Consider the following 22010-nt stretch of genomic DNA (forward strand, 5'->3'; position numbering starts at 1 on the left):
AGAAATTTAGGAATCTTTCTAGAATGGGGGTTGTGATGAGCCTCAACATCAAGGACCCCGAGGCCTATCGGCTGGCGCAGGCCATTTCCCGTGCCACGGGCCAGAACATGACGCGCGTGGTCATCGAGGCCCTGCGCGACAGTCTTGCCAGGATCGAACAGCGCAAGGCCAAGGCAAGCGTCGCCGAGTTGCTGGCCATCGCCGATCGGGCCGCCCTGCATGTGCGGCAACCCTATGCCGATCATGCCGACCTGCTCTACGACGAAAAAGGCCTGCCGAAATGATCCTCGATACCTCGGCCGTCGTCGCCATTCTCTATCGCGAACCGGAAGCGGCGGCCTATGTCCGGCTCATTCACGACGCAGATATCTGCCGCATTAGCGTGGCGACTTACGTCGAATTGTCGATGGTCATCGAAAACCAGCTCGGCTCCGAAGGAATGCGGCAGGCGGAGGCTTTTTTTCGTCGCGCCGGCATCGTCGTCGAACCGGTTACGATCGACCAAGGGGAACTGGCCCGCCAGGCCTTTCTCGACTTCGGCAGGGGTCGTCACAAGGCCGGCCTGAATTTCGGGGACTGCTTTTCCTACGCCTTGGCCAAGGCCATGGGCGAGCCGCTCCTGTTCAAGGGCAATGATTTCAGCCAGACGGATATCGGCATCGCCTGACGGGGCGGTTTGATGTCCTGCCCCGCACGAAACAGTTTCGCATCGCTTGACAAGATCTCGCCATGATGGCGTTTTTTCAGAACTCTCTGTCTTGCTTCGATGTGATCACATTTCGTTTCTTGCTGCCGCGCTGGGGTTGCGCGCAAGAAAAAGTCGCGCTGACGCTTTTATATGCTTGTCCCCAGCTTGGAATTATGCCATGTCAGCCATCCATATTAGGACAGCCATGCTGTCCCATTATGGATGCTGCCGCCTTCCGCGGCAGCCCGCGGACCAGCCGAAGATGGCCCACAGGCCCGGCTTGGCCGTATGGCAAGAACGCCACATTCGCGTTTCAGCGCGAAGCGGTGCACAATTGAGTGACAGCTTTCACAATCCGGCGGCATAGTCGCGGCCCGACCCTTGCATGGGCAGGCGATGAGCGGGCGGGTGTGTGGGTTGACGGCAAACAGGTGATTGAGGCGAAGAGGAAACAGGCGATGAGCGCGATCTTCCAACACGGACAGCAGACGGTTTCGGCAGCGGCGATCGACGCTGCGACGAAAACGAATGCCACCGTGACGAAAGATCCCAAAGCGAGGCGTGCGCCCGTCCTGCGCGATCCCGGCCTGCCGCAGGCCCAGGGCCTCTATGATCCGGCCAATGAGAAGGATGCCTGCGGCGTCGGCTTCATCGCCGACATGAAGAACCGCAAGAGCCACAAGATCATCAGCCAGGCGCTGCAGATCCTGCACAATCTCGACCATCGCGGCGCTGTCGGCGCCGATCCTAAGGCGGGTGACGGCTGCGGCATGCTCGTGCAGATCCCGCACGATTTCTTCGCCGCCGAATGCGCCAATCTGGGCTTCGAACTGCCGGCGCCCGGCGATTACGCCGTCGGCTTCTTCTTCCTGCCGCGCAACGAGGAAGGCCGCGTGCATGCCATGCGCGTGGTGGAGAAAGTCGTGGCCGAGGAAGGCGAGGTGTTCCTGGGCTGGCGCGCCGTGCCCGTGGACAATTCGGGCCTGGGCGAAAGCGTGCTGCCGACCGAGCCGATCCACATGCAGGCCTTCATCGGCCGCTCGCCCGCCACGCCCGATCAGGACGAGTTCGAGCGCCGTCTCTTCATCATCCGCAAGGTGATCTCCAACGTCATCTACAACGATGTCGAGCGCCGGCCGGTGACGGCGGGTTTCTATCCCGTCTCCGTCTCGAGCCGCACCATCACCTATAAGGGCATGCTGCTCGCCACCCAGCTCGGCGACTATTTCAAGGACCTCACCGACGAGCGCTTCCAGAGCGCCATCGCCCTGGTGCATCAGCGCTTCTCGACCAACACCTTCCCGAGCTGGACGCTGGCCCACCCCTACCGCATGGTCGCGCATAATGGCGAAATCAACACGCTGCGCGGCAATGTGAACTGGATGGCGGCGCGCCAGGCCTCGGTCGACTCCGAGCTGTTCGGCAACGACATCTCCAAGCTGTGGCCGATCTCCTATGAGGGCCAGTCCGACACGGCCTGCTTCGACAACGCGCTCGAATTCCTGGTGCAGGGCGGCTATTCGCTCGCCCATGCCATGATGATGCTGATCCCCGAGGCCTGGGCAGGCAATCCGCTGATGTCCGAGGACCGGCGCGCCTTCTACGAATATCACGCCGCGCTGATGGAGCCCTGGGATGGGCCGGCTGCCGTGGTCTTCACCGATGGCCGCCAGATCGGGGCCACGCTCGACCGCAACGGCCTCAGGCCCGCCCGCTATCTCGTCACCAAGGACGGGCTCGTCGTGCTCGCCTCCGAATTCGGCGTGCTGCCGATCCCCGAGGCCGACATCGTCGAGAAGTGGCGCCTGCAGCCCGGCAAGATGCTGCTGATCGACCTGGAGGAAGGCCGCATCGTCTCCGACGACGAGATGAAGACCTCGCTCGCCACCGCCAATCCCTATCGCGACTGGCTCAAGCGCACCCAGATCGTGCTGGAGGACCTGCGCCCGGTCGAGGCGCGCGCCTCGCGCACCGACGTGTCGCTGCTCGATCGCCAGCAGGTCTTCGGCTACACCCAGGAAGACATCAAGCTCCTGCTGCCGCCGATGGCGACCACCGGCCAGGAGGCCGTGGGCTCGATGGGCACGGATACGCCGATCTCGGCGCTCTCCGACAAGTCCAAGCTGCTCTACACCTATTTCAAGCAGAACTTCGCCCAGGTCACCAACCCGCCGATCGATCCGATCCGCGAGGAACTGGTGATGAGCCTGGTGTCCTTCATCGGCCCGCGTCCGAACATCCTCGACCTCGAAGGCACGTCCCGCAAGAAGCGCCTGGAAGTGCGCCAGCCCATCCTCACCAACGAGGATCTGGAGAAGATCCGCTGCATCGGCCATGTCGAGGAGCGTTTCGACACCAAGACGCTCGACATGACCTATCCGGCCATCCAGGGCGCCGAGGGCATGCGCGGTTCGCTCGAGCGGCTCTGCGAGCGCGCCGAGGCGGCGGTGCATGGCGGCTACAACATCATCATCCTGTCGGACCGACAGACCGGCCCGGACCGCATCCCGATCCCGGCCCTGCTGGCGACGGCGGCGGTGCATCATCATCTCATCCGCAAGGGGCTGCGCACCGCGGCTGGCCTGGTGGTGGAGACCGGCGAAGCCCGCGAGATCCACCATTTCTGCTGCCTCGCCGGCTATGGCGCCGAGGCGATCAACCCCTATCTCGCCTTCGAGACGCTGGCCACGCTGCACGCCCAGCTCGAATTCCCCGAGGAAGTCGACGAGTACGAGGTGGTCAAGCGCTACATCAAGTCGATCGGCAAGGGCATCCTGAAGGTGATGTCCAAGATGGGCATCTCGACCTACCAGTCCTATTGCGGCGCGCAGATCTTCGACGCGATCGGCCTCAGCTCGGCCTTCGTCGACGAATTCTTCTTCGGCACCGCCACGATGATCGAGGGGGTCGGCCTTGATGAGGTCGCCGCCGAGGCCGTGGCGCGCCACAGGGATGCCTTCTCGGACGCGCCGATCTACCGCAATGCGCTCGATGTCGGCGGTGAATATGCCTACCGCATCCGCGGCGAGGACCATGTCTGGACGCCGGACAGCGTGGCGACGCTGCAGCATGCCGTGCGCGCCAATGCCCAGGACCGCTACCGCGATTTCGCCACTGCCGTGAATCAGCAGAACGGTCAGCTTCAGACCATCCGCGGCCTGTTCCGCATCAAGACGGCAAGCGAACGCGGCATGGCCCCGGTGCCGCTGGCGGAGGTCGAACCCGCCAGCGAACTGGTGAAGCGCTTCGCCACCGGCGCGATGTCCTTCGGCTCGATCTCCCGCGAGGCCCATGAGTCGCTCGCCATCGCCATGAACGCCATCGGCGGAAAGTCCAACACCGGCGAGGGCGGCGAGGAGGCCGAGCGCTTCAAGACCCTGCCGGACGGGCGCTCCAAGCGCTCGGCCATCAAGCAGGTCGCCTCCGGCCGCTTCGGCGTCACCGCCGAATATCTGGTCAATGCCGACATGATGCAGATCAAGGTCGCGCAGGGTGCCAAGCCCGGCGAGGGCGGGCAGCTGCCGGGCCACAAGGTCGATGCCGTCATCGCCAAGGTGCGCCACTCGACCCCCGGCGTCGGCCTGATCTCACCGCCGCCGCATCACGACATCTATTCGATCGAGGACCTGGCGCAGCTGATCTTCGATCTGAAGAACGTCAATCCGGCGGCGGATGTCTCGGTCAAGCTGGTCTCGGAAGTCGGCGTCGGCACCGTTGCCGCTGGCGTCGCCAAGGCGCGCGCCGACCACATCACCATCTCCGGCTTCGAAGGCGGTACCGGCGCTTCGCCGCTGACCTCGATCAAGCATGCCGGCAGCCCCTGGGAGACGGGCCTGGCCGAGACCCAGCAGACGCTGGTGCTCAACCGCCTGCGCTCGCGCGTCAGGCTGCAGGTCGATGGCGGCCTGCGCACGGGCCGCGACGTCGTCATCGGCGCGCTGCTCGGGGCCGACGAATTCGGCTTCTCCACCGCGCCGCTGATCGCGGCCGGCTGCATCATGATGCGCAAATGCCACCTCAACACCTGCCCGGTGGGCGTGGCGACGCAGGACCCCGTGCTGCGCAAGCGCTTCAAGGGCACGCCCGAGCACATCATCAACTATTTCTTCTTCGTGGCCGAGGAAGTGCGCGAATTGATGGCCGAGCTCGGCTTCCGCAAGCTCGACGATCTGATCGGCCGCTCCGACCTGCTCGACAAGCAGGACGCGATCGACCACTGGAAGGCCAAGGGGCTCGACTTCACCAAGCTCTTCCACAAGGTGGACGTGCCGGCCAATGTCGGCATCCGCCACGAGGAGAAGCAGAAGCACCCGATCGACAGCGTGCTCGACCGCAGCTTCATCGCCGAGGCTGCGCCGGCGCTCGATTACGGCCGCGAGGTCACCATCGAGGGCAAGATCACCAATGTCGACCGCACGGCCGGCGCCATGCTCTCGGGCGAGGTCGCCTCGCGCTACGGCTATGAAGGCCTGCCCGACGGCACCATCAAGGTGAACCTGACCGGCACGGCCGGCCAGAGCTTCGGTTCCTTCCTGGCGGCCGGCATCGACTTGACACTGGTGGGCCAGGCCAACGATTATGTCGGCAAAGGCCTGTCCGGCGGCCGCATCATCATCAAGCCGAGCGAAGAGACGCAGGCCGTGCCGGAGAAGTCGATCATCGTCGGCAATACCGTGCTCTACGGCGCCATCGCGGGCGAGTGCTATTTCCGTGGCGTGGCGGGCGAGCGTTTCGCGGTGCGCAATTCGGGCGCTGCGGCGGTGGTGGAAGGCACCGGCGACCATGGCTGCGAATACATGACCGGCGGCGTGGTGGTCGTGCTCGGCCAGACGGGCCGTAACTTCGCGGCCGGCATGTCCGGCGGCGTCGCCTATGTCTATGACGAGGACCAGAGCTTCGCCAAACGCTGCAACCTCTCCATGGTCGACCTCGAGCCGGTGGAAGAGGAAGAGGACCTGATGGAGCGCCTGCACCATCATGGCGGCGACCTCGAGTTCAAGGGCCGCATCGACGTATCCGGCGACATGGGCCGCTACGACGAGGAACGCCTGCGCAAGATGATCGAGAACCACCTGCATTACACGGGCTCGACGCTTGCCAAGACCATGCTGGACGATTGGGCCACCTATCGCACCCGCTTCGTCAAGGTGATGCCGGTCGAATATCGCCGCGCCCTGCGCGAGATGGAAAAAGCCCGCACCATGATGGCGGCGGAGTGAGAAAGGGACGGGGCGCACACTAGGGTTTGCGCCGCCCCTCACCCTTACCCTCTCCCCGCAAGAGCGGGGCGAGGGGTTGGCAAGCGTCGTGCGAGATGATGAACGGGCGGAATGAGACACCACGCTGAAGTCCCCTCGCCCCGCTCTTGCGGGGAGAGGTAAGGTGAGGGGCAGCGCGACGTTCTCGGCAGGGCTCGATAAAAACTTTTTGGGAACTGATATGGGCAAGGCAACAGGATTTCTCGAGATCGATCGGCAGGACCAGAAGTATCTTCCGGCCGCCGACCGCATCCGCCACTACCGCGAATTCACCCTTCCGCTCGACGACAAGGATGTCGGCAAGCAGGCGGCGCGTTGCATGGATTGCGGCGTGCCCTATTGCCACGGCCCGACGGGCTGCCCGGTGAACAACCAGATCCCGGACTGGAACGACCTCGTCTATCACGGCGACTGGGAGGAGGCGGCGCGCAACCTGCACACCACCAACAACTTCCCCGAATTCACCGGCCGCATCTGCCCGGCGCCTTGTGAGGAGGCCTGCACGCTCAACCTCGAGGACATGCCGGTCACCATCAAGACCATCGAGCAGTCGATCGCCGACAAGGCCTGGGCCATGGGCTGGATCCAGCCCGAGATCGCCAAGGTGAAGACCGGCAAGAAGGTTGCCGTCGTCGGCTCCGGCCCTGCCGGCCTGGCGGCCGCCCAGCAGCTCGCCCGGGCCGGCCATGACGTGCATGTCTATGAACGCGAGCCCGCCGCCGGCGGCCTGCTGCGCTACGGCATTCCCGACTTCAAGATGGAAAAGCACCACATCGATCGGCGCGTGCGCCAGATGGAGGCCGAGGGCGTCACCTTCCACTATGGCGTCAATATCGGCGTGACCATGAGCTTCGCCGATCTCAAATCCGGCCATGACGCCGTGCTGATGGCAGGCGGCGCCGAGACCCCGCGCGATCCGGCCCTGCCGGGCGCCGAGCTCGAGGGCGTGCATTTCGCCATGCCCTATCTGGTGCAGAGCAATCGCCGCGTCGGCGGCGAGGACATTTCCCGGGAAGAACCGCTCCTGACCACCGGCAAGCATGTCGTGGTGATCGGCGGCGGCGACACAGCCTCGGACTGCGTCGGTACCTCCTTCCGCCAGGGCGCCATCTCGGTGACGCAGCTCGACATCCGGCCGCGTCCGCCCGAGAAGGAGGACAAGCTGGCGATCTGGCCCTACTGGCCGACCAAGATGCGCACCTCCTCCTCGCAGGCCGAAGGCGCCGAACGCGAGTTCCAGGCGGTCACGCTCGGTATCGTCGGCAAGAACGGCCGGGTCACCGGCGTGAAGATCGCCCGCGCCGATGAAAAGCGCCGGCCGATCGAGGGCACGGAGACCGTGCTCAGGGCCGATGCGGTGTTCATCGCCCTCGGCTTCACCGGCCCGGTCAAGGCGGGCATGATCGACCAGTCGGGCGTCGAGCTCGACAAGCGTGGCAATGTCGCGGCTACCGACCGGGATTATCGCACCTCGATGGACAAGGTCTATGCCGCCGGCGACATGCGCCGCGGCCAGTCGCTGGTGGTCTGGGCCATCCGCGAGGGCCGCCAGGCTGCGCGTGCCATCGACGAGGCGCTGATGGGCGCGACGACGCTGCCGCGCTGAGCTGGAGAGGCCGACGACCACTGCTATCAAGGTGTTCGAAGCCATGTTCTGTCGCAGATCGATCCGCGACAGAACATCGTCAAATCCGTCCTCGATGTCCCCGTTTTTCCCGGGAGAGGTACGGTGAGGGGCAGCACAACCCTGCATAATTCGACAAAGCTCAGGCGCCGTGCAAACACGCGCCCTGTTCTCCCATCACCTATTTTGACGTCTTCATTCAAAGTGATGATGAGTGCCGGCGGATGCTTGTAGGGGCGGGAGCAAGGCACGTAGAAAGGGAAAGTCCGAGGTTCCCGCCATGCTCTCCCTCACCACCATTCTCGCCTTCACCGCCATCGCCGTCGGCATGGTGCTGACGCCTGGCCCCAACATGGCCTATCTCGTCTCGCGCTCGATCTGCCAGGGGCGCATCGCCGGGCTGATCTCGCTTGTGGGGGTCGTCACCGGCTTCGTGATCTACATGCTGCTGGCCGCATTCGGCATCACGGCCCTGCTGTTCGCTGTGCCCTACGCCTATGACGCCCTGCGCATTGCCGGCGCGGCCTATCTTGCCTGGATGGCCTGGCAGGCGCTGAAGCCGGGCGGCCGTTCACCCTTCGAGGTTCGTGCGCTCAAGCCGGATTCGGTACGGCGGCTCTACGGCATGGGCCTGTTCACCAGCCTGCTCAATCCCAAGGTCGCGGCCCTCTATCTTTCGCTGCTGCCGCAATTCGTCGATCATTCCGGATTCGTGCTCGGCCAGACCATGCAGCTCGGCGCCATCCAGATCCTGGTCAGCGCCTTCTTCAATGCCTGCTTCGTCATGATGGCGGGCACGATTTCGGCCTTTCTCGCTGGCCGGCCGCTGTGGACGTCGGTGCAACGCTGGCTGATGGGCACGGTGCTGATGGGCCTCGCGGCTCGCATGGCGCTCGACACCGCGCGGCGGTGAGGGGCAATGCGCTTTCTTCAGGGCATGGCCTGGGCGGGCCAGCGGAAGTCGTCGGCGCGGCCTTCGCGCGGAGGTAGGCTTTCACCCTGTCCCAGCACCTTGGCGACGCTGGGGTCGGCGCCGCCCGGTTTGGGAGTGCCGCCGCCGAGCAACTGGCCGCCGGGCGCGGTTTCATAGGCGTCGAGCGGCAGGACCGGGCCATATTCAGGTTTTTCGGCCGGTGAATCACCGGAGGTTTCGGATGTGGGTTCGGCGACCGGTGCGGTCGCGACCATCGGTGCCGGCGGCGCCTCCCCGAGCAGGCGTCTCAGGTCGCTTTCGAGGAAATGCGCTGCCAGCTTGGCGCCTTCATCGGAGAAATGCACGCCGTCGGCCTTACGCAGGCGCGCCGGCTGGCCATCCAGCCCGGTGCCGCTGGCGGCATAGGATCCGTCCGAATTGACGAAGCCGTCCCAGATGTCGACATAGATGCCGCCCGCTGCGGTGACCTGGCTGCGATAGAGGCTGTTGAAGCGCACCATGGCGGCGCTGAGCGCGTCGCTGCGCATCGGCGGTAGGCCGACCCAGAAGATCTTGACGCCGCGGGCTTTCAGGGGCGCGATCAGCGCATCGATGCGTTTGCGATAGGCGGCCTCCCATTCGTCCGATTCCGGGTCGAGACGGGTGCCGTTCTCCCGGATGGTCTGGCGGTCGTTGGAACCGATCAGGATCACCACGGCATCGATCTGGGCGTTGGCGGCGAGGAGGTCGGCGACGCCCTTGTTCCAGTCGTAGAAATCGTTGCGCACCAGGCCGCTATCGGCCTTGGCATTGCGGACGATGGCGATATCGGGCCGGTCATCCAGGACATCCGTCAGCCCGGCGGCGAGCTGGTCCGCCATGGAATCGCCGATGACATGCACGAAGGAGGAAGGCGGCACGGCCGGTGCCGGCGCGACCTTGGCCGGCTTGGGCATGGCAAAGGGCGAGGCGCGGACCTTGGTGCGGCGGGCTGGGGCCGGCCGGGCATTCTGCTGGCGCACCCTGTTCTGCATTTCCTGATATTGGCGCAGGGCTTCGCCGGGCGTGTCTCCGCCGTCGCGGGCCATGACGTGGCGCTGCGACAGCACGATGGCCGCCAGCACGAACAGAGCGATCAGGAGGAGGCGCTGCTTCAAGGCCGGTCTCCGGTTTCGCGCGGGGGGCGGGTCTTCAGAGCCGCCTCTTGTCGCCCACCCGGAGGGCGCCGCGACATCGGGCTGGTCCGGCGACCAGCCCCCCGCACGGGTGCCCACCCTAACACGCATCAGGGCGTGGCGCTCAATTTCTGCAACACGGCGGGGGTTGGATAGCCGTCTGCCACCAGCCCCGCCTTGGCCTGCCAGGTGCGCAAGGCCGCCCTCGCCGCCGGTCCGATCTTGCCGTCGATCGTCTCGATGGGATAGCCGAGCGCCTTCAGCTTTTTCTGCATCGCCGTGATCTGCGCGCGATTGAGCGTGGTCTCCTGGGCCGGCCAGCGGCCTTGCAGCGAGGCGATGCCGCGGATGCGGTCGGCGAGCAGGCCGACCGACAGCGTGTAGGAATCGGAGATGTTGTAGGTCTTGATCGCCCAATAGTTCTGGAAGGTCAGAAAGGCCGGTCCCTTGGCTCCGGCCGGCAGGAACAGCCAGGCCTTGCCGTCCTCCGGCAGCGGCTTGCCGTCGACCCTGGCGACGCCGAGCTTGGCCCAGGCGGCGACGGGGCCGCCGTCATGGGCATTGATGGCGGTGAAATCGAACCTGGCCGGCAGCTTCACCTCATAGCCCCAACGCTTGCCGGCATCCCAGTCGTGCATCTTGAGGTAGTTGGCGATCGAGCCGATCACGTCGGGTTCCTCGTTCCAGATGTCGCGCTTGCCGTCGCCATCCATGTCGACCGCATATTTCAGGAAGCTGGAGGGCATGAACTGCACCTGGCCCAAGGCGCCTGCCCAGGAACCGGTCATGCCGCGCGGCGTGATGTCGTGCTCCTGCAGGATCCGGAGTGCGTCGATCAATTCGTCACGGAAGAGCTCGGGGCGCTTGGCCGTGCAGCAGGCCAGCGTGGTGAGCGAGCGGATGGTGTCGGAATTGCCCGGCGAGGCGCCGTAATTGCTCTCCAGCGACCAGATGGCGAGAATGACATAGCGATCGACACCGTAGCGTTCCTCGGCCTTGTCGAGCCATGATTTCCAGCGCTGCGCCATCGCCTTGCCCTGGGCGATGCGGTCGGCGCTCAGGCGGCTCTCGACATAGGCGCGGATGGTCTGGTTGAATTCGGGCTGGGTGCCCGCCAGCGAAACGACCTTGGGGTCGACGCCGAGACCGGCAAAGGCGGCATCGAAGGTCTCGCGGGAAATGCCGGCCTTCTCGGCCCGCGGCCATAGCGCGGTGACGAAGTTCAGATAGCTGTCGGCGTGGGCCGGGGAGGCCAGCCCGAGAGAGGCGAGAAGGCCTCCGAGACAGGCGAGGCGTGCCAACCTCGTACCCTCACCCCGATGGGGAGGGGCGAGGCGAAGCCTCGGGTGAATTGACGCTCCGCTTTGTAGAGGTGCCAGATGGAGCTTTCTTTCCCTTGCCAGGAAAGCCGCTCCGCCCCCACCCTTCGGGCTGCCCCTCCTCATCGGAGGGAAGGTAAAGTATCGCGCCATGCTTGCAACGAGACTTGAAGGCTTGGCTGGCATAGGCGCGTTCCCGAATCCTGATTCTCTTTACCGATTCTGTGATAAACACCGCCGCGAGACAAATCATGACGAGGCAGGTTTGAAGCAAGGTGATGCCATGGTGAAGGCGGCGCAGCAATCGGCCCTGCGCACCATCGCGACTGAAAGGGCCGGTCTCGAAGCGCTGGCAGAGGCGATCGAAGGCGATCTCGGCCCCGTGTTCAGCGCCTGCATCGAACGCTTTTCCCGCCTCAAGGGCCGCGTCATCGTCACCGGCATGGGCAAGTCGGGCCATATCGGCAAGAAGATCGCCGCGACCTTCGCCTCGACCGGCACGCCGGCCTTCTTCGTGCATCCGAGCGAGGCCAGCCATGGCGATCTCGGCATGATAACCGCCGACGACGCCGTCATCGCCCTGTCCTGGTCGGGCGAGACGCGCGAACTCGGCGATATCATCGACTATGCCACCCGCTTCAACGTGCCCCTGGTCGCGGTGACCTCCGTGGCGAACTCCACCCTGGCCAAGGCGGCGGACCTGCCCCTGGTCCTGCCCCAGGCCAAGGAAGCCTGTCCCAACGGCCAGGCGCCGACCACCTCGTCCATGATGATCCTGGCGCTGGGCGATGCCCTGGCCATGGCCATGCTCGAATCGCGTGGTTTCACCGCCGCCGATTTTCGTGTCTTCCATCCCGGCGGCAAGCTCGGCGCCTCGCTCAAATTCGTGCGGGACGTCATGCGCACCGGCGATGCGGTGCCGCTGGTCACCGAGGGCACGCTGATGTCGGAAGCCATTCTGGTGATGTCGAGGAAGGGCGTCGGCAGCGTCGGTGTCCTCGATGCGTCGGGCATGCTGATCGGCATCGCCACGGACGGCGATCTGAGGCGCCATATGAGCGACGACCTGATGACGCGGCGGGTCGACGACATCATGACGCGCACGCCCAAGGTCATCCGTCCCGACGCCCTGGTCAGCGAAGCCATGGAGGTGATGGACACGAGGCGTATCGCCGTGCTGTTCGCCGTGGAAGGCGGTCGGCCCATGGGGGTCGTCCACATGCTCGACCTGTTGAATATCGGCGTCGTGTGAGCAATGCCCCGCCCCTGTGCCTGACGGTCGAGAACCTCGCCTGCGAGCGGGGCGGACGGCTCGTGTTCGAAGCCGTCGGCTTTTCCGCCGGTGCCGGCGACCTCGTGGCGGTGACGGGCCGTAACGGCGCCGGCAAATCCAGCCTGCTCAGGGTGATCGCCGGTCTGGTGCCGCGCCGGGAAGGGGCGATCCGCCTGGATGGCGGCGACGCCGAAAAGAGGCCTGCCGAGCACATGCATTATTGCGGCCACGCCGATGCCTTGAAACCCTCCCTCAGCGTGCGCGAGAATCTGAGCTTCTGGCGTGCCTATTACGGCGATGCCGACCGGTCGATCGAGGATGCGCTCGATCTCTTCGCCATCGAGCACCTCATCGACCTGCCGGCGGCCTATCTGTCGGCCGGCCAGAAGCGACGGCTCAGCCTGTGCCGGCTGCTGGTGTCCCGGCGCCCGGTCTGGCTGCTGGACGAGCCGACATCGGCGCTCGATACCGCCACCCAGGCCCGTCTTGCCGAACTGATGGGCGAGCATCTCGCCGGCGGCGGGCTGATCCTGGCCGCCACCCATGGCGACCTCGGCCTGGCACCGAGCCTGACCCTCACCATCGGTGCGCCATGAGCATCGTCCGAAAAGGGGGCTCCGGTTTTCGGAGGAAGCGATCCGACAACAAAAACTTGAAGCATCGGACTCGATTCCGAAATCTGGTGCGGTGCTCATGAGCGCGCTCGCAGCCCTGTTCATGCGCGAGCTGCGGCTGGCCGTCCGGGCGGGCGGTGGCGCGCCGGTCGGCGTCATCTTCTTCCTGGCGGTGGTGACGGTGATTCCCTTCGGCGTCGGCCCGGACCTCAATCTGCTCGCGCGTATCGGCCCGGCCGTACTCTGGCTCGGCGCGCTTCTGGCGACGCTGCTCGGCCTCGACCGCCTGTTCCAGGCCGATCTCGACGACGGCTCGCTCGACCTCATCCACCTTGGCGGCACGCCCCTGGAGCTGGCGGTGGCAGTGAAGGCGCTGGCGCATTGGGTGACCACCGGCCTGCCGCTTGTGATCGCCACGCCGCTGCTCGGTCTGTTCGTCAACCTGCCCGGCAAGGGGCTGGGGGCCGTGACGCTGACGCTGCTGGCGGGCACGCCGGCGCTGACTTTCCTCGGCGCCATCGGCGCGGCGCTGACCGTGGCGCTCCGGCGCGGCGGCATGCTGATCTCCATCCTGATCCTGCCGCTCACCATCCCCGTGCTGATCTTTGGCGTGGCTGCTGCAACAGCCGCGATCACCGGCCCGATGCCCTTCCTGCCGCCCTTCCTGCTGCTCTGCGCCATGACGCTGTTTTCCATCGTGCTCGGCACGGTGGCGGCGGCCTGGGCCCTGCGCTTCGGACTGGAGTGAGGTGATCTTCACCCTCCCCCTCCGGGGGACGGTGAGGGAGTTCTACCGTATCAGCACCTCGCGCTTGAGCAGGGTTTCGAGCCAGTCCGCGAAGAGCTGCACCCGGCGCGAGAAATGCCGGCGATGCGGGAAGAGCAGCGTCATCGGCATGGGGGCGGCGCGATAATCCGGCATGACTTCGACGAGCTCGCCCGCCGCAATATGGCTCTTTACGTCATAGGCCGGGATCTGGATCAGGCCGAAACCTGCCAGGCAGCAGGCGATATAGGCCTCCGCGCCGTTGACGACCACCCGGCTGCGCACCGGCCGCGTCTGAACCCCGGCCTGGCCCACCCATTCCCACGGCTCGACCCGGCCCGTGCTGGGGGAGGCGTAGTTGACGGCCAGATGCCCGTCGAGCTCCTGGGGACTGCGAGGCACGCCGTAACGCGCGAGATAGGCGGGGCTTGCCACGTTGATCAGGGGCAGCTCGCCGATGGCGCGGGCGATCAGCCCCGAATCGCTGAGCGGGCCGACGCGCAGGACGCAGTCGAGGCTGTCCTCGACCAGGTCGGCGGTCCGATCCGTCACGCCGAGATCGACGTCGATCTCGGGATAGAGGTCGAGAAATTCGGCCAGGGCCGGTGCCACGATCAGCCGGCCGATACGACCGGGCAGATCGACCCGCAGGCGCCCGGCCGGCCCCGCCGCGGCCTGGCGGAACAGGCTCTCGGTCTCCTCGAAATCACTGAGCAGGCGCAGGCAGCGCTCATAGAGGGCGAGGCCATCCTGGGTGGGGGCGACCTTGCGGGTGGTCCGGTGCAGCAGGCGCGCGCCCATGCGCGTTTCGAGTTCTTTGATGGCTGCAGAAACCGAGGGCCGCGGCATTCCCAGCATGTTGGCGGCACGCGTGAAGCTCGAACTGTCGACGACGCGGACGAAGATACGGAAGAGATCGATGCGGTCCACGGACTAATACCAGATTTGTAAAAGATTCTAACATGTCATGTTCGAATGGGCAGCTTTATATCGAAATCTAAGACGATAAGCTGACTTTCGGTAAAGGCTCACTCATCAATAGGGAGGCCCAGCATGGCCGATCACAGCATCAAGGGAAAAGTGGCGCTGATTGCGGGAGGCGCCAAGAATCTGGGTGGGCTCCTGGCCCGTGATCTGGCGAACCAGGGCGCCAAGGCGGTCGCCATCCACTACAACAGCGCCGCCACCAAGGCTGCAGCCGACGAAACCGTTGCCGCCATCACTGCGGCCGGTGCCAAGGGCGTCGCCTTTCAGGGCGACCTGACCTCTGCCGGCGCTGTCGAGAAGCTGTTCGTCGATACGGTCGCGGCCGTCGGCCGGCCCGATATCGCCATCAACACCGTCGGCAAGGTGCTCAAGAAGCCTTTCGTCGAGATCACCGAGGCCGAATATGACGAGATGAGCGCGGTCAACTCGAAATCTGCCTTCTTCTTCCTCAAGGAGGCCGGCAGAAACGTCAATGACAATGGCAAGATCTGCACGCTCGTCACCTCGCTGCTCGGCGCCTACACGCCCTTCTATGCCGCCTATGCCGGCACCAAGGCGCCGGTGGAGCATTTCACCCGCGCAGCCTCCAAGGAGTTCGGCGAGCGCGGCATTTCGGTGACCGCCATCGGCCCCGGCCCAATGGATACGCCGTTCTTCTACCCGGCCGAGGGCGCCGATGCCGTCGCCTATCACAAGAGCGCGGCGGCCCTGTCGAAATTTTCCAAGACCGGCCTCACCGACATCGAGGACATCGTGCCCTATATCCGCTTCCTGGTCTCCGATGGCTGGTGGATGACCGGGCAGACCATTCTGGTGAACGGCGGCTACACCACCAAATAGGCATGAGTTTTCCCGGCGCCCGGAGGGATTTCCTCGCTCCATGGGGAAATCCTTCGCGCGCGGCTCTCGGATATTTGTGTTCCCTTCGTCATTGTTTCGCCGCGCGCGCGCAGGTAAAACAGAGGCATGTGGAAATACGCCAATCCCACCCTGTTCATGGGCCTTGCCGGCCGCCTCCTGCCCTGGCTGGCGGGAGCGACGGTGCTGCTGTTCGCCGCCGGTCTCTACGGTGCTGCCGTCGCGCCGGACGACTACCAGCAGGGCGCTACCGTGAAGATCATGTATATCCACGTGCCCTGCGCCTGGCTCGCCATGGCCGGCTGGGGCGCGATGTCGCTGTCGGCGCTGGGCGTGCTGGTCTGGCGCCATCCCCTGGCCGAGGTGGCGATGAAGGCGGCGATGCCGATCGGGGCGGCCTTCACCCTGCTGTGCCTGGTCACCGGCTCGCTGTGGGGCCAGCCGATGTGGGGCACCTGGTGGGTCTGGGATGCGCGCCTGACCTCGGTGCTGGTGCTGTTCCTGATGTATCTGGCACTTGCCGCGCTGTGGCACGCCATCGAGGATCCCGGCAAGGCGGCGCGGATCTCGGCCGTGCTGGTGCTGGTCGGGGCTGTCAACATTCCCATCATCAAGTTTTCGGTCGATTGGTGGAACACCCTGCATCAGGGCGCCTCGGTGTTCCGCATCGGCGGCTCCACCATCTATTCGTGGATGATGCTGTGGCCGCTGCTCGACATGGCGCTGGCCTTCACCCTGCTGTTCATCACGCTGCATGTGATGGCGATGCGCAACGAGATCCTGCGCCGGCGAATCCGCACCATGCGCCTGATGGCGGCGGCCGGCGTCACGCCGGCCATGACCGCCTCGCTGCCGGCGGAGGCCTGAGATGGTGGTGTTCGGCATGGATCTCGGGCCGCATTGGGCCTTCATCGTCTGGGCCTATGGCCTGGCGGCGGCGGTGATCGCGACGCTGGTCGCCTGGGTGGTGCTGGATCACAAGGCCCAGCTCAAGATCCTGGCCGAGCTGGAAGCGCAGGGCCTGCGCCGCCGTTCGCGCCGGAATACCAATCGAGACGGGCAGACACCATGACCGACAGCCCTGTCTTGCCGCCGGCACCGCGCCGCCGAGCGCTGGTGTTCCTGCCCTTGATCGTCTTTGCGGCGCTTGCCGGCCTGTTTTTCTACCAGCTCCGCTCCGGCGGCGACCCCTCGGCGCTGCCCTCCACCCTGATCGGCAAGCCGGCGCCGCAGATGAGCCTGCCGCCGCTCGCCGAACTCGTGCGGGACGGCAAGCCGCTTCCGGGCCTGGCCACCGGGGATCTCAAATCGGGCGGCGTCAGCGTGGTCAACATCTTTGCCTCCTGGTGCGGCCCCTGCCGGGACGAGCATCCGGTGCTGATGAAGCTCGCCGGCCTCGGCAAGGGACGCCTGGTCGCAATCAACTACAAAGACGACCCCGACAATGCCCGCCGCTATCTCGGCACCTTCGGCAATCCCTATGCGGCCGTGGGCGTCGACGTCAACGGCCGTTCCGCCATCGACTGGGGTGTCTATGGCGTGCCGGAGACCTTCGTGGTCAATGGCAGGGGCGAGATCGTCGACAAGATCGTCGGCCCCCTGAGCGAGGACAGCCTGAAGACCAGGCTGCTGCCGGCGATCGAGGCTGCCTCCAAATCCTGATCTCGATATTTGGGCCCGCAATGACCGACCGTTCCAAGCTTCCCTACCGCCCCTGCGCCGGCGCGGTGTTGTTCAATGCGCAAGGCAAGGTCTTCGTCGGGCGGCGCAAGCCGCGTACCGGCGGCGAACCGGGCAGCTTCGAATGGCAGATGCCGCAGGGCGGCATCGACGAGGGCGAGGATCCGCGCGAGGCCGCGATCCGCGAACTCTATGAAGAGACCAATGTGCGCTCGATCACCTTCCTGGCCGAAGCGCCGGACTGGTACTCCTACGACCTGCCGCCCGAGGCGGTCGGCGGTGGTTGGACCGCGCGATATCGTGGCCAGACCCAGAAATGGTTCGCCTTCCGCTTTACCGGTCCGGACAGCGAGATCGACGTGCTGCGGCCGGCCGGCGGCAAGCACAAGGCCGAGTTCGAGGACTGGCGCTGGGAGGACCTTGCCGCCTTGCCGGGCCTGATCGTCCCGTTCAAGCGTGGCGTCTATGCCGAGGTGGTGGCGGCCTTCCGCCATCTGGTGGCGTGATGGCCGAGATCAAACCCTATCGCCCCAATGTCGGCGTCGCCCTGTTCAATGCGCAGGGGATGGTGCTGGTGGGCCGGGCCGAAACCTCCGGACCGGAGCTGATCGTGCCGGGCTTCGAATGGCAATGCCCGCAAGGCGGCATCGACGAGGGCGAGGACATCGTCGCGGCGGCCAAGCGCGAGCTCTGGGAGGAGACCAATGCCCGCAGCGTCTCCGTGCTGGCGGTGACGGAGGAGTGGTGGCCCTACGACTTTCCGCCCTATGACGGGCCGCCGCACAAATTGTCGCCCTTTCGCGGCCAGAAGCAGCGCTGGGCCGCCTTGCGCTTCGAGGGCGATGACGGCGAGATCGACGTCGTGAATTTGCCGACCGGCGAGCCGCAGGAATTCTTCGGCTGGCGCTGGGAAAGGCTGGCCCGGTTGCCGGACCTGGTGACGCCGCACAAGCGCTCGGTCTATCGGCTGATGGCGCAGGCCTTTGCCAGGTTTGGGACCTGACGGCGCAGGCGGAACTTTCGCGCGGCAACCCTGTTCAGCGTAGATCCAATGGATGGATTGGCGTCATGCCATGCTTGTGCCAAGCTGTACTGCTTCAATGGCTGGGCTGAATCGGGGGGCTGCATTTCGGAAGTGGCGTCCCCATATGCCGATTTTGGCGCGGAGGCGCGGAAGCGATGTTTCGGAACGTCATGCCCTATGATTATACCGTCGGTATCGATCGCTCGGATATCGACTTCATGGGCCATGTCAACAATGCCAGCTACCTGAAATGGGTGCAGGCGGCGATTATCAGTCACTGGGAACGCCTGGCGCCCGCCGAGGCGCTGAAGAAGCATGCCTGGGTGGCGCTACGCCACGAGATTACCTATCGCAAGCCGGCCTTCCTCGATGACGACGTGATCGCCACCGTCATTCTGGAGAAGGTGCATGGCGCGAAGGCCTTCTACGGCATCATCATCAAGCGCGGCGAGGAAGTGCTGGCCGAAGTGAAGTCGAGCTGGTGTTGCCTGGATGTGGCTACCAAGCGGCCCAAGCGGCTTTCGAGTGCCATCATCGAGCGTTTCCTCGGACGGCCGGCGGGCTAGAGCGTTTTGCGATTAGACGGAATCATCTCGAATCGCAAAGACGCGTCGAACCAAAGAGCGAGAGCAAAACAGCGTTTCCGTCTCAACGCGCTTTGCTCTAGAGAACCTCAGGCCTCCAACGCCGGTTTGCGTGGGGGAAAAAGCTGATCGCGCGAGGCGATGAGCGCGCCGCCGACGATGAGCAGCACGGCGAGCGCCAGAGCCAGGCTCGGCGAAGCGATGCCGACGGCGACCAGGATCAGTGTCGAAAGCACCGGGGTGGCATAGGAGGCGACGCCGAGCAGGCGGATGTCGCCATGCTTGACCCCGCGATCCCACGCATAGAACGCCAGGCCCACCGGTCCCAAGCCAAGGCCGACGATGGCGAGCCATTCCTTGGCATCGGGCCACACCGTGGTTTCGAACAGGCCATGACAGATCAGGGCCAGGACGCAGGTCACCCCGCAAAACCCGACCACCGCATCCGTCGGCACCGCTTTGAAGCGGCGCGACAGCACCGAATAGCCCGACCAGATGAAGGCGCAGGCAAGCGCCAGGGCGTAGCCGGGCGCATTGGCCATCTCAAAGCCCGACACGCCCTTGGCGAGGGCGAGCGCGAGCACGCCGGCAAAGCCGAGCAGGGCGCCCGCGACGTGATACCAGCGCAGCCTCTCGCCGGGCAGCATGGCGGAGAACAGCACGATCAGGAGCGGCCAGAGATAGGCGATCAGGCTGGCTTCCGCCGGCGGCGCCCGCTTGAGCGCCTCGAAATAGACGGCGTGATAGCCGAACAGGCCGCCGACGCCGAGCGCCCAGACCGGCCAGGGCTGGCGCAGCGCTGCGGTGGCCCCGGGCCGGAACAGCCAGGAGGTCGCGCCCATCAGCGTCGCCACCGCAAAGGTCAGCCCGAGCAGTTCGAAGGAGGGGATGCGATAAGTGAGCGCTGTGGTCAGCGCCAGGACGGACCAGAGCAGGATGGCGATCAGGCCGATCAGGGTGGCGAGCAATTTGGCAGGCATGGACGGTTCTTTCGGTTGCGCCTGCTATGCCGCAAAATCGGCATGGGCGCCATCCGGGATTTTTGGTTTGGGTCACGGACCCTGCCATGTTCGCCCGGCTGCTTTTTCCGGGCCCGCCAGGGATGGCCGTAGTGACGCGACCATCCGCAGGGAGCGGTAAAGAAAAAGCGCCCCTACGTCGGCTAATGCCGTTCACTTAAGCAGGAACCGCTCCGAATTTGTCATAGCCGGGCTTGACCCGGCTACCCAGAAGCCGCACGGACGAACCGTCGGGGAGCTGGATTGCCGGGTCAAGCCCGGCAATGACAAAGGTCGAGCACCCCGAAACGCTTAAGTGAACTGCATTGCCCTACGCCGGCAGCTTTCTCGCCTGATGCCGCGGCGACCGGATCTCGCCGTGCTGGGTGCCGATCGACATCTCGAAACTGTCGGCGATGCGGCGGGCGCGGTCGATGAAGAGCAGGGCAGCATTGCGCGGCAGCACGTCGAGAGCCGTGCGCTCGAACAGATCGAGCCAGCGCTCGAAGTGGCGACCCTCCAGGGGCAGCATCAGATGGGGCCGGAGCGGGCGGCCGTCATAGCGGCCGCTGCGCAGAATGACCGATGACCAGAAGGCGCAGAGCTTGGCGAGGTGGTCGTCCCAGTCGGCGACCTTGGCATTGAAGATCGGCCCGATGAGATCATCCTGACGCACGCGGCCATAGAAGGTGTGAACCAGGCGCTCGATCATCGCCTCGCTGACCTCGGTGCCATTGGGCTCGCTCATATTGATGCTGGCTGCCATGGCCGTCTCTATGGCGGAAAAATCAGGCCGGCACCAATGCATTGGTGTCGCAGCAGCTATTTTTCGACGCTGGTACTGACATTCGGATGGCGCGTCACCATGTAAGTTGAAATCATTGGAAGAGTGGAGGCCGCCATGCGCATGCGTCCACTTGCGATAGCTGTTCTTCTTCTTGGTTTGATTGCAGTTCCGGTCAGGGCTCAACAGCAGCCGGACCCTGAAAATCCGGACAATGATACGCGTGAGCAACTTTACGAGCTTGGCCGCTTCATTGCGATCTATCAGCGCGTGCTCGCCACCTATGTCGAGAAGCCTGCGCCGGATGTGCTGATCCAGGGTGCGATCGGCGGCATGATGTCGAAGCTCGACCCCCATTCGCGCTATGTCGGTCCCAAGGCCATGTCCGACATCCAGCGGGAGCTTGCCGGCAAGCGGGTCGGGCTTGGTCTCGAGGTCGAGGTGCAGGGCGGGCTGGTGAAGGTGGAGCATGTCCTCGAGGCCACTCCCGCCGCCACGGCAGGCCTGAAGGCGGGAGACATCATCCTCAAGCTGGACGGCAACGCCGTACGGGGAGTGAGCCCGGCAGCGATGCTGAAGCGCATGGAAGGGCCGGTGGGCAGTTCCGCCACCCTGATCATCCGGCGGCGCGGCAATGCCGTGCCGCTGTCCTATACGCTGATGCGCGAGATCATCCGGGCCGAAAGCGTTCGCTTCGAGGTGATGGGCGAGGATATCGGCTATATCCGCATCGCAGAATTCAATGACCAGACGCCCGACAGCCTCAAGCGGATCGCCGAGCGCCTGCCGACGGCCTTCCGGCCCGGTGCCCTGAGGGGCCTCATTCTCGATTTGCGCAACAATCCCGGCGGCTTGCTCGACCCGGCAATCATGGTTTCGGCGGCGTTCATCGGCAAGGGGGTGCTGCTGTCGATCAGGGGGCGCGAGCCCGACCAGTCCAAGGTCTATATCGCCCATGGCGAGGACATCACTGGCGGCGCGCCACTGGTGGTGCTGATCAATGGCGGCACCGCTTCGGCGGCGGAGATCGTCGCCGGCGCCTTGCAGGACTTCAAGCGCGCCACCATCCTGGGCACGCGCTCCTTCGGCAAGGGCTCGATCCAGACGGTCACCCGTTTGCCCGACGAAAGCGCCTTGGTGCTGACCACGGCGCGCTATTATACCCCGCTTGGACGCTCGATCCAGGCGCAGGGCATCGAGCCCGACATCGCCGTGCGGCAGCGGGATCCGACCGGGGCAGGCCTCGGCCATGCCACGCCCGGCGAAGCGGGCCTGACCGGCCATCTCAAGGGTACGGGCGCCAAGGACGAGAGCGGCTCCTCCTTCTATGTGCCGCCGAACCCCGCCGACGACATCCAGCTTCGCATCGCCCTCGATATGCTGCGCAGCACGGAACGCGAGCGCAGCGAATTATGGCGGCCTCCCGGGAACTGAACGGGGCCGGCTCTGACGGAACGATGGGCCG

General features: G+C 65.3%; 20 protein-coding genes and 1 pseudogene. 16 read left to right on the plus strand and 5 right to left on the minus strand.

Going from position 1 to position 22010, the window contains the following annotated elements; genetic code table 11:
• Positions 1–35: 35 nt before the first annotated feature.
• The 5 genes and pseudogenes from J8I29_RS10235 (at position 36) to J8I29_RS10255 (ending at position 8483) form a co-directional block, all read left to right on the plus strand.
• Positions 36–284: a type II toxin-antitoxin system VapB family antitoxin gene (locus J8I29_RS10235; RefSeq protein ID WP_209431555.1), complete on the plus strand. Its 249-nt coding sequence runs from the start codon at positions 36–38 to the stop codon at positions 282–284.
• The gene (locus tag J8I29_RS10240; RefSeq protein ID WP_209431556.1) at positions 281–667 is read left to right on the plus strand and encodes a type II toxin-antitoxin system VapC family toxin; all 387 of its coding nucleotides are present in this window, start codon (positions 281–283) and stop codon (positions 665–667) included. The genes J8I29_RS10235 and J8I29_RS10240 overlap by 4 nt, the downstream gene beginning before the upstream one ends.
• Positions 668–1272: 605 nt before the next feature.
• Positions 1273–5907, plus strand: a pseudogene (gene gltB, locus J8I29_RS10245) (glutamate synthase large subunit); the annotation flags it as partial.
• Positions 5908–6127: 220 nt separating this feature from the next.
• Entirely contained in the window at positions 6128–7552 is a 1425-nt protein-coding gene (locus J8I29_RS10250) for a glutamate synthase subunit beta (protein WP_209431558.1), read from the plus strand.
• 298 nt (positions 7553–7850) lie between these two features.
• Positions 7851–8483 carry a LysE family translocator gene (locus tag J8I29_RS10255; protein WP_209431559.1) on the plus strand — a complete coding sequence of 211 codons (633 nt, stop codon included), beginning with the start codon at positions 7851–7853 and terminating at the stop codon, positions 8481–8483.
• Positions 8484–8500: 17 nt separating this feature from the next.
• Here the strand turns inward: J8I29_RS10255 and J8I29_RS10260 are convergent, their stop codons facing one another.
• On the minus strand, positions 8501–9640 hold the full coding sequence (locus tag J8I29_RS10260) for an SGNH family hydrolase (protein ID WP_105861128.1): 1140 nt from the start codon (positions 9638–9640) through the stop codon (positions 8501–8503).
• Between the two features lie 128 nt (positions 9641–9768).
• Positions 9769–10959 (minus strand): lytic murein transglycosylase, encoded by a 1191-nt coding sequence (locus tag J8I29_RS10265; RefSeq protein ID WP_209431560.1) that lies wholly within the window; start codon positions 10957–10959, stop codon positions 9769–9771.
• Between the two features lie 301 nt (positions 10960–11260).
• Between J8I29_RS10265 and J8I29_RS10270 the strand changes: the two genes are divergently transcribed.
• From J8I29_RS10270 to ccmB, 3 genes are all read left to right on the plus strand, one after another.
• On the plus strand, positions 11261–12229 hold the full coding sequence (locus tag J8I29_RS10270; RefSeq protein ID WP_105861130.1) for a KpsF/GutQ family sugar-phosphate isomerase: 969 nt from the start codon (positions 11261–11263) through the stop codon (positions 12227–12229).
• Complete coding sequence (gene ccmA / locus J8I29_RS10275) at positions 12226–12846, plus strand: heme ABC exporter ATP-binding protein CcmA (RefSeq protein WP_348535999.1); 621 nt, start codon at positions 12226–12228, stop codon at positions 12844–12846. The genes J8I29_RS10270 and ccmA overlap by 4 nt, the downstream gene beginning before the upstream one ends.
• Before the next feature lie 97 nt (positions 12847–12943).
• The gene (gene ccmB / locus J8I29_RS10280) at positions 12944–13612 is read left to right on the plus strand and encodes a heme exporter protein CcmB (protein ID WP_209431561.1); all 669 of its coding nucleotides are present in this window, start codon (positions 12944–12946) and stop codon (positions 13610–13612) included.
• A 42-nt stretch (positions 13613–13654) separates the two neighbouring features.
• On the opposite strand, the gene J8I29_RS10285 is transcribed toward ccmB, so the two are convergent.
• Positions 13655–14560 (minus strand): LysR family transcriptional regulator, encoded by a 906-nt coding sequence (locus J8I29_RS10285; protein ID WP_105861132.1) that lies wholly within the window; start codon positions 14558–14560, stop codon positions 13655–13657.
• Between the two features lie 123 nt (positions 14561–14683).
• On the opposite strand from J8I29_RS10285, the gene J8I29_RS10290 reads away from it, so the two are divergent.
• The 7 genes from J8I29_RS10290 to J8I29_RS10320 all read left to right on the plus strand — a co-directional run bounded on the left by J8I29_RS10290 (position 14684) and on the right by J8I29_RS10320 (position 18745).
• On the plus strand, positions 14684–15457 hold the full coding sequence (locus J8I29_RS10290; RefSeq protein ID WP_209431562.1) for an SDR family oxidoreductase: 774 nt from the start codon (positions 14684–14686) through the stop codon (positions 15455–15457).
• 126 nt (positions 15458–15583) lie between these two features.
• Positions 15584–16342 (plus strand): heme ABC transporter permease, encoded by a 759-nt coding sequence (locus tag J8I29_RS10295; protein ID WP_209431563.1) that lies wholly within the window; start codon positions 15584–15586, stop codon positions 16340–16342.
• A 1-nt stretch (position 16343) separates the two neighbouring features.
• Positions 16344–16547, plus strand: a complete 204-nt coding sequence (gene ccmD / locus J8I29_RS10300) for a heme exporter protein CcmD (RefSeq protein ID WP_245196834.1) — start codon at positions 16344–16346, stop codon at positions 16545–16547.
• A complete protein-coding gene (locus tag J8I29_RS10305; protein ID WP_209431564.1) occupies positions 16544–17137 on the plus strand; it encodes a DsbE family thiol:disulfide interchange protein in 594 nt (197 codons plus the stop codon). The genes ccmD and J8I29_RS10305 overlap by 4 nt, the downstream gene beginning before the upstream one ends.
• 20 nt (positions 17138–17157) lie before the next feature.
• Positions 17158–17661: an RNA pyrophosphohydrolase gene (locus J8I29_RS10310; RefSeq protein WP_209431565.1), complete on the plus strand. Its 504-nt coding sequence runs from the start codon at positions 17158–17160 to the stop codon at positions 17659–17661.
• Positions 17661–18158, plus strand: coding sequence for an RNA pyrophosphohydrolase (locus tag J8I29_RS10315; RefSeq protein WP_209431566.1), 498 nt, complete (start codon positions 17661–17663; stop codon positions 18156–18158). The genes J8I29_RS10310 and J8I29_RS10315 overlap by 1 nt, the downstream gene beginning before the upstream one ends.
• 176 nt (positions 18159–18334) lie before the next feature.
• On the plus strand, positions 18335–18745 hold the full coding sequence (locus J8I29_RS10320; protein WP_187829816.1) for a thioesterase family protein: 411 nt from the start codon (positions 18335–18337) through the stop codon (positions 18743–18745).
• Between the two features lie 107 nt (positions 18746–18852).
• Here the strand turns inward: J8I29_RS10320 and J8I29_RS10325 are convergent, their stop codons facing one another.
• Complete coding sequence (locus J8I29_RS10325; protein WP_209431567.1) at positions 18853–19743, minus strand: EamA family transporter; 891 nt, start codon at positions 19741–19743, stop codon at positions 18853–18855.
• A 349-nt stretch (positions 19744–20092) separates the two neighbouring features.
• A complete protein-coding gene (locus tag J8I29_RS10330) occupies positions 20093–20527 on the minus strand; it encodes a group III truncated hemoglobin (protein WP_245196835.1) in 435 nt (144 codons plus the stop codon).
• 135 nt (positions 20528–20662) lie between these two features.
• On the opposite strand from J8I29_RS10330, the gene J8I29_RS10335 reads away from it, so the two are divergent.
• Complete coding sequence (locus J8I29_RS10335) at positions 20663–21979, plus strand: S41 family peptidase (protein WP_209431568.1); 1317 nt, start codon at positions 20663–20665, stop codon at positions 21977–21979.
• The last annotated feature ends 31 nt before the right edge of the window (positions 21980–22010 follow it).

The organism is Labrys sp. LIt4, from assembly GCF_017813775.1.
Taxonomy (GTDB): Bacteria; Pseudomonadota; Alphaproteobacteria; order Rhizobiales; family Labraceae; genus Labrys; species Labrys okinawensis_A.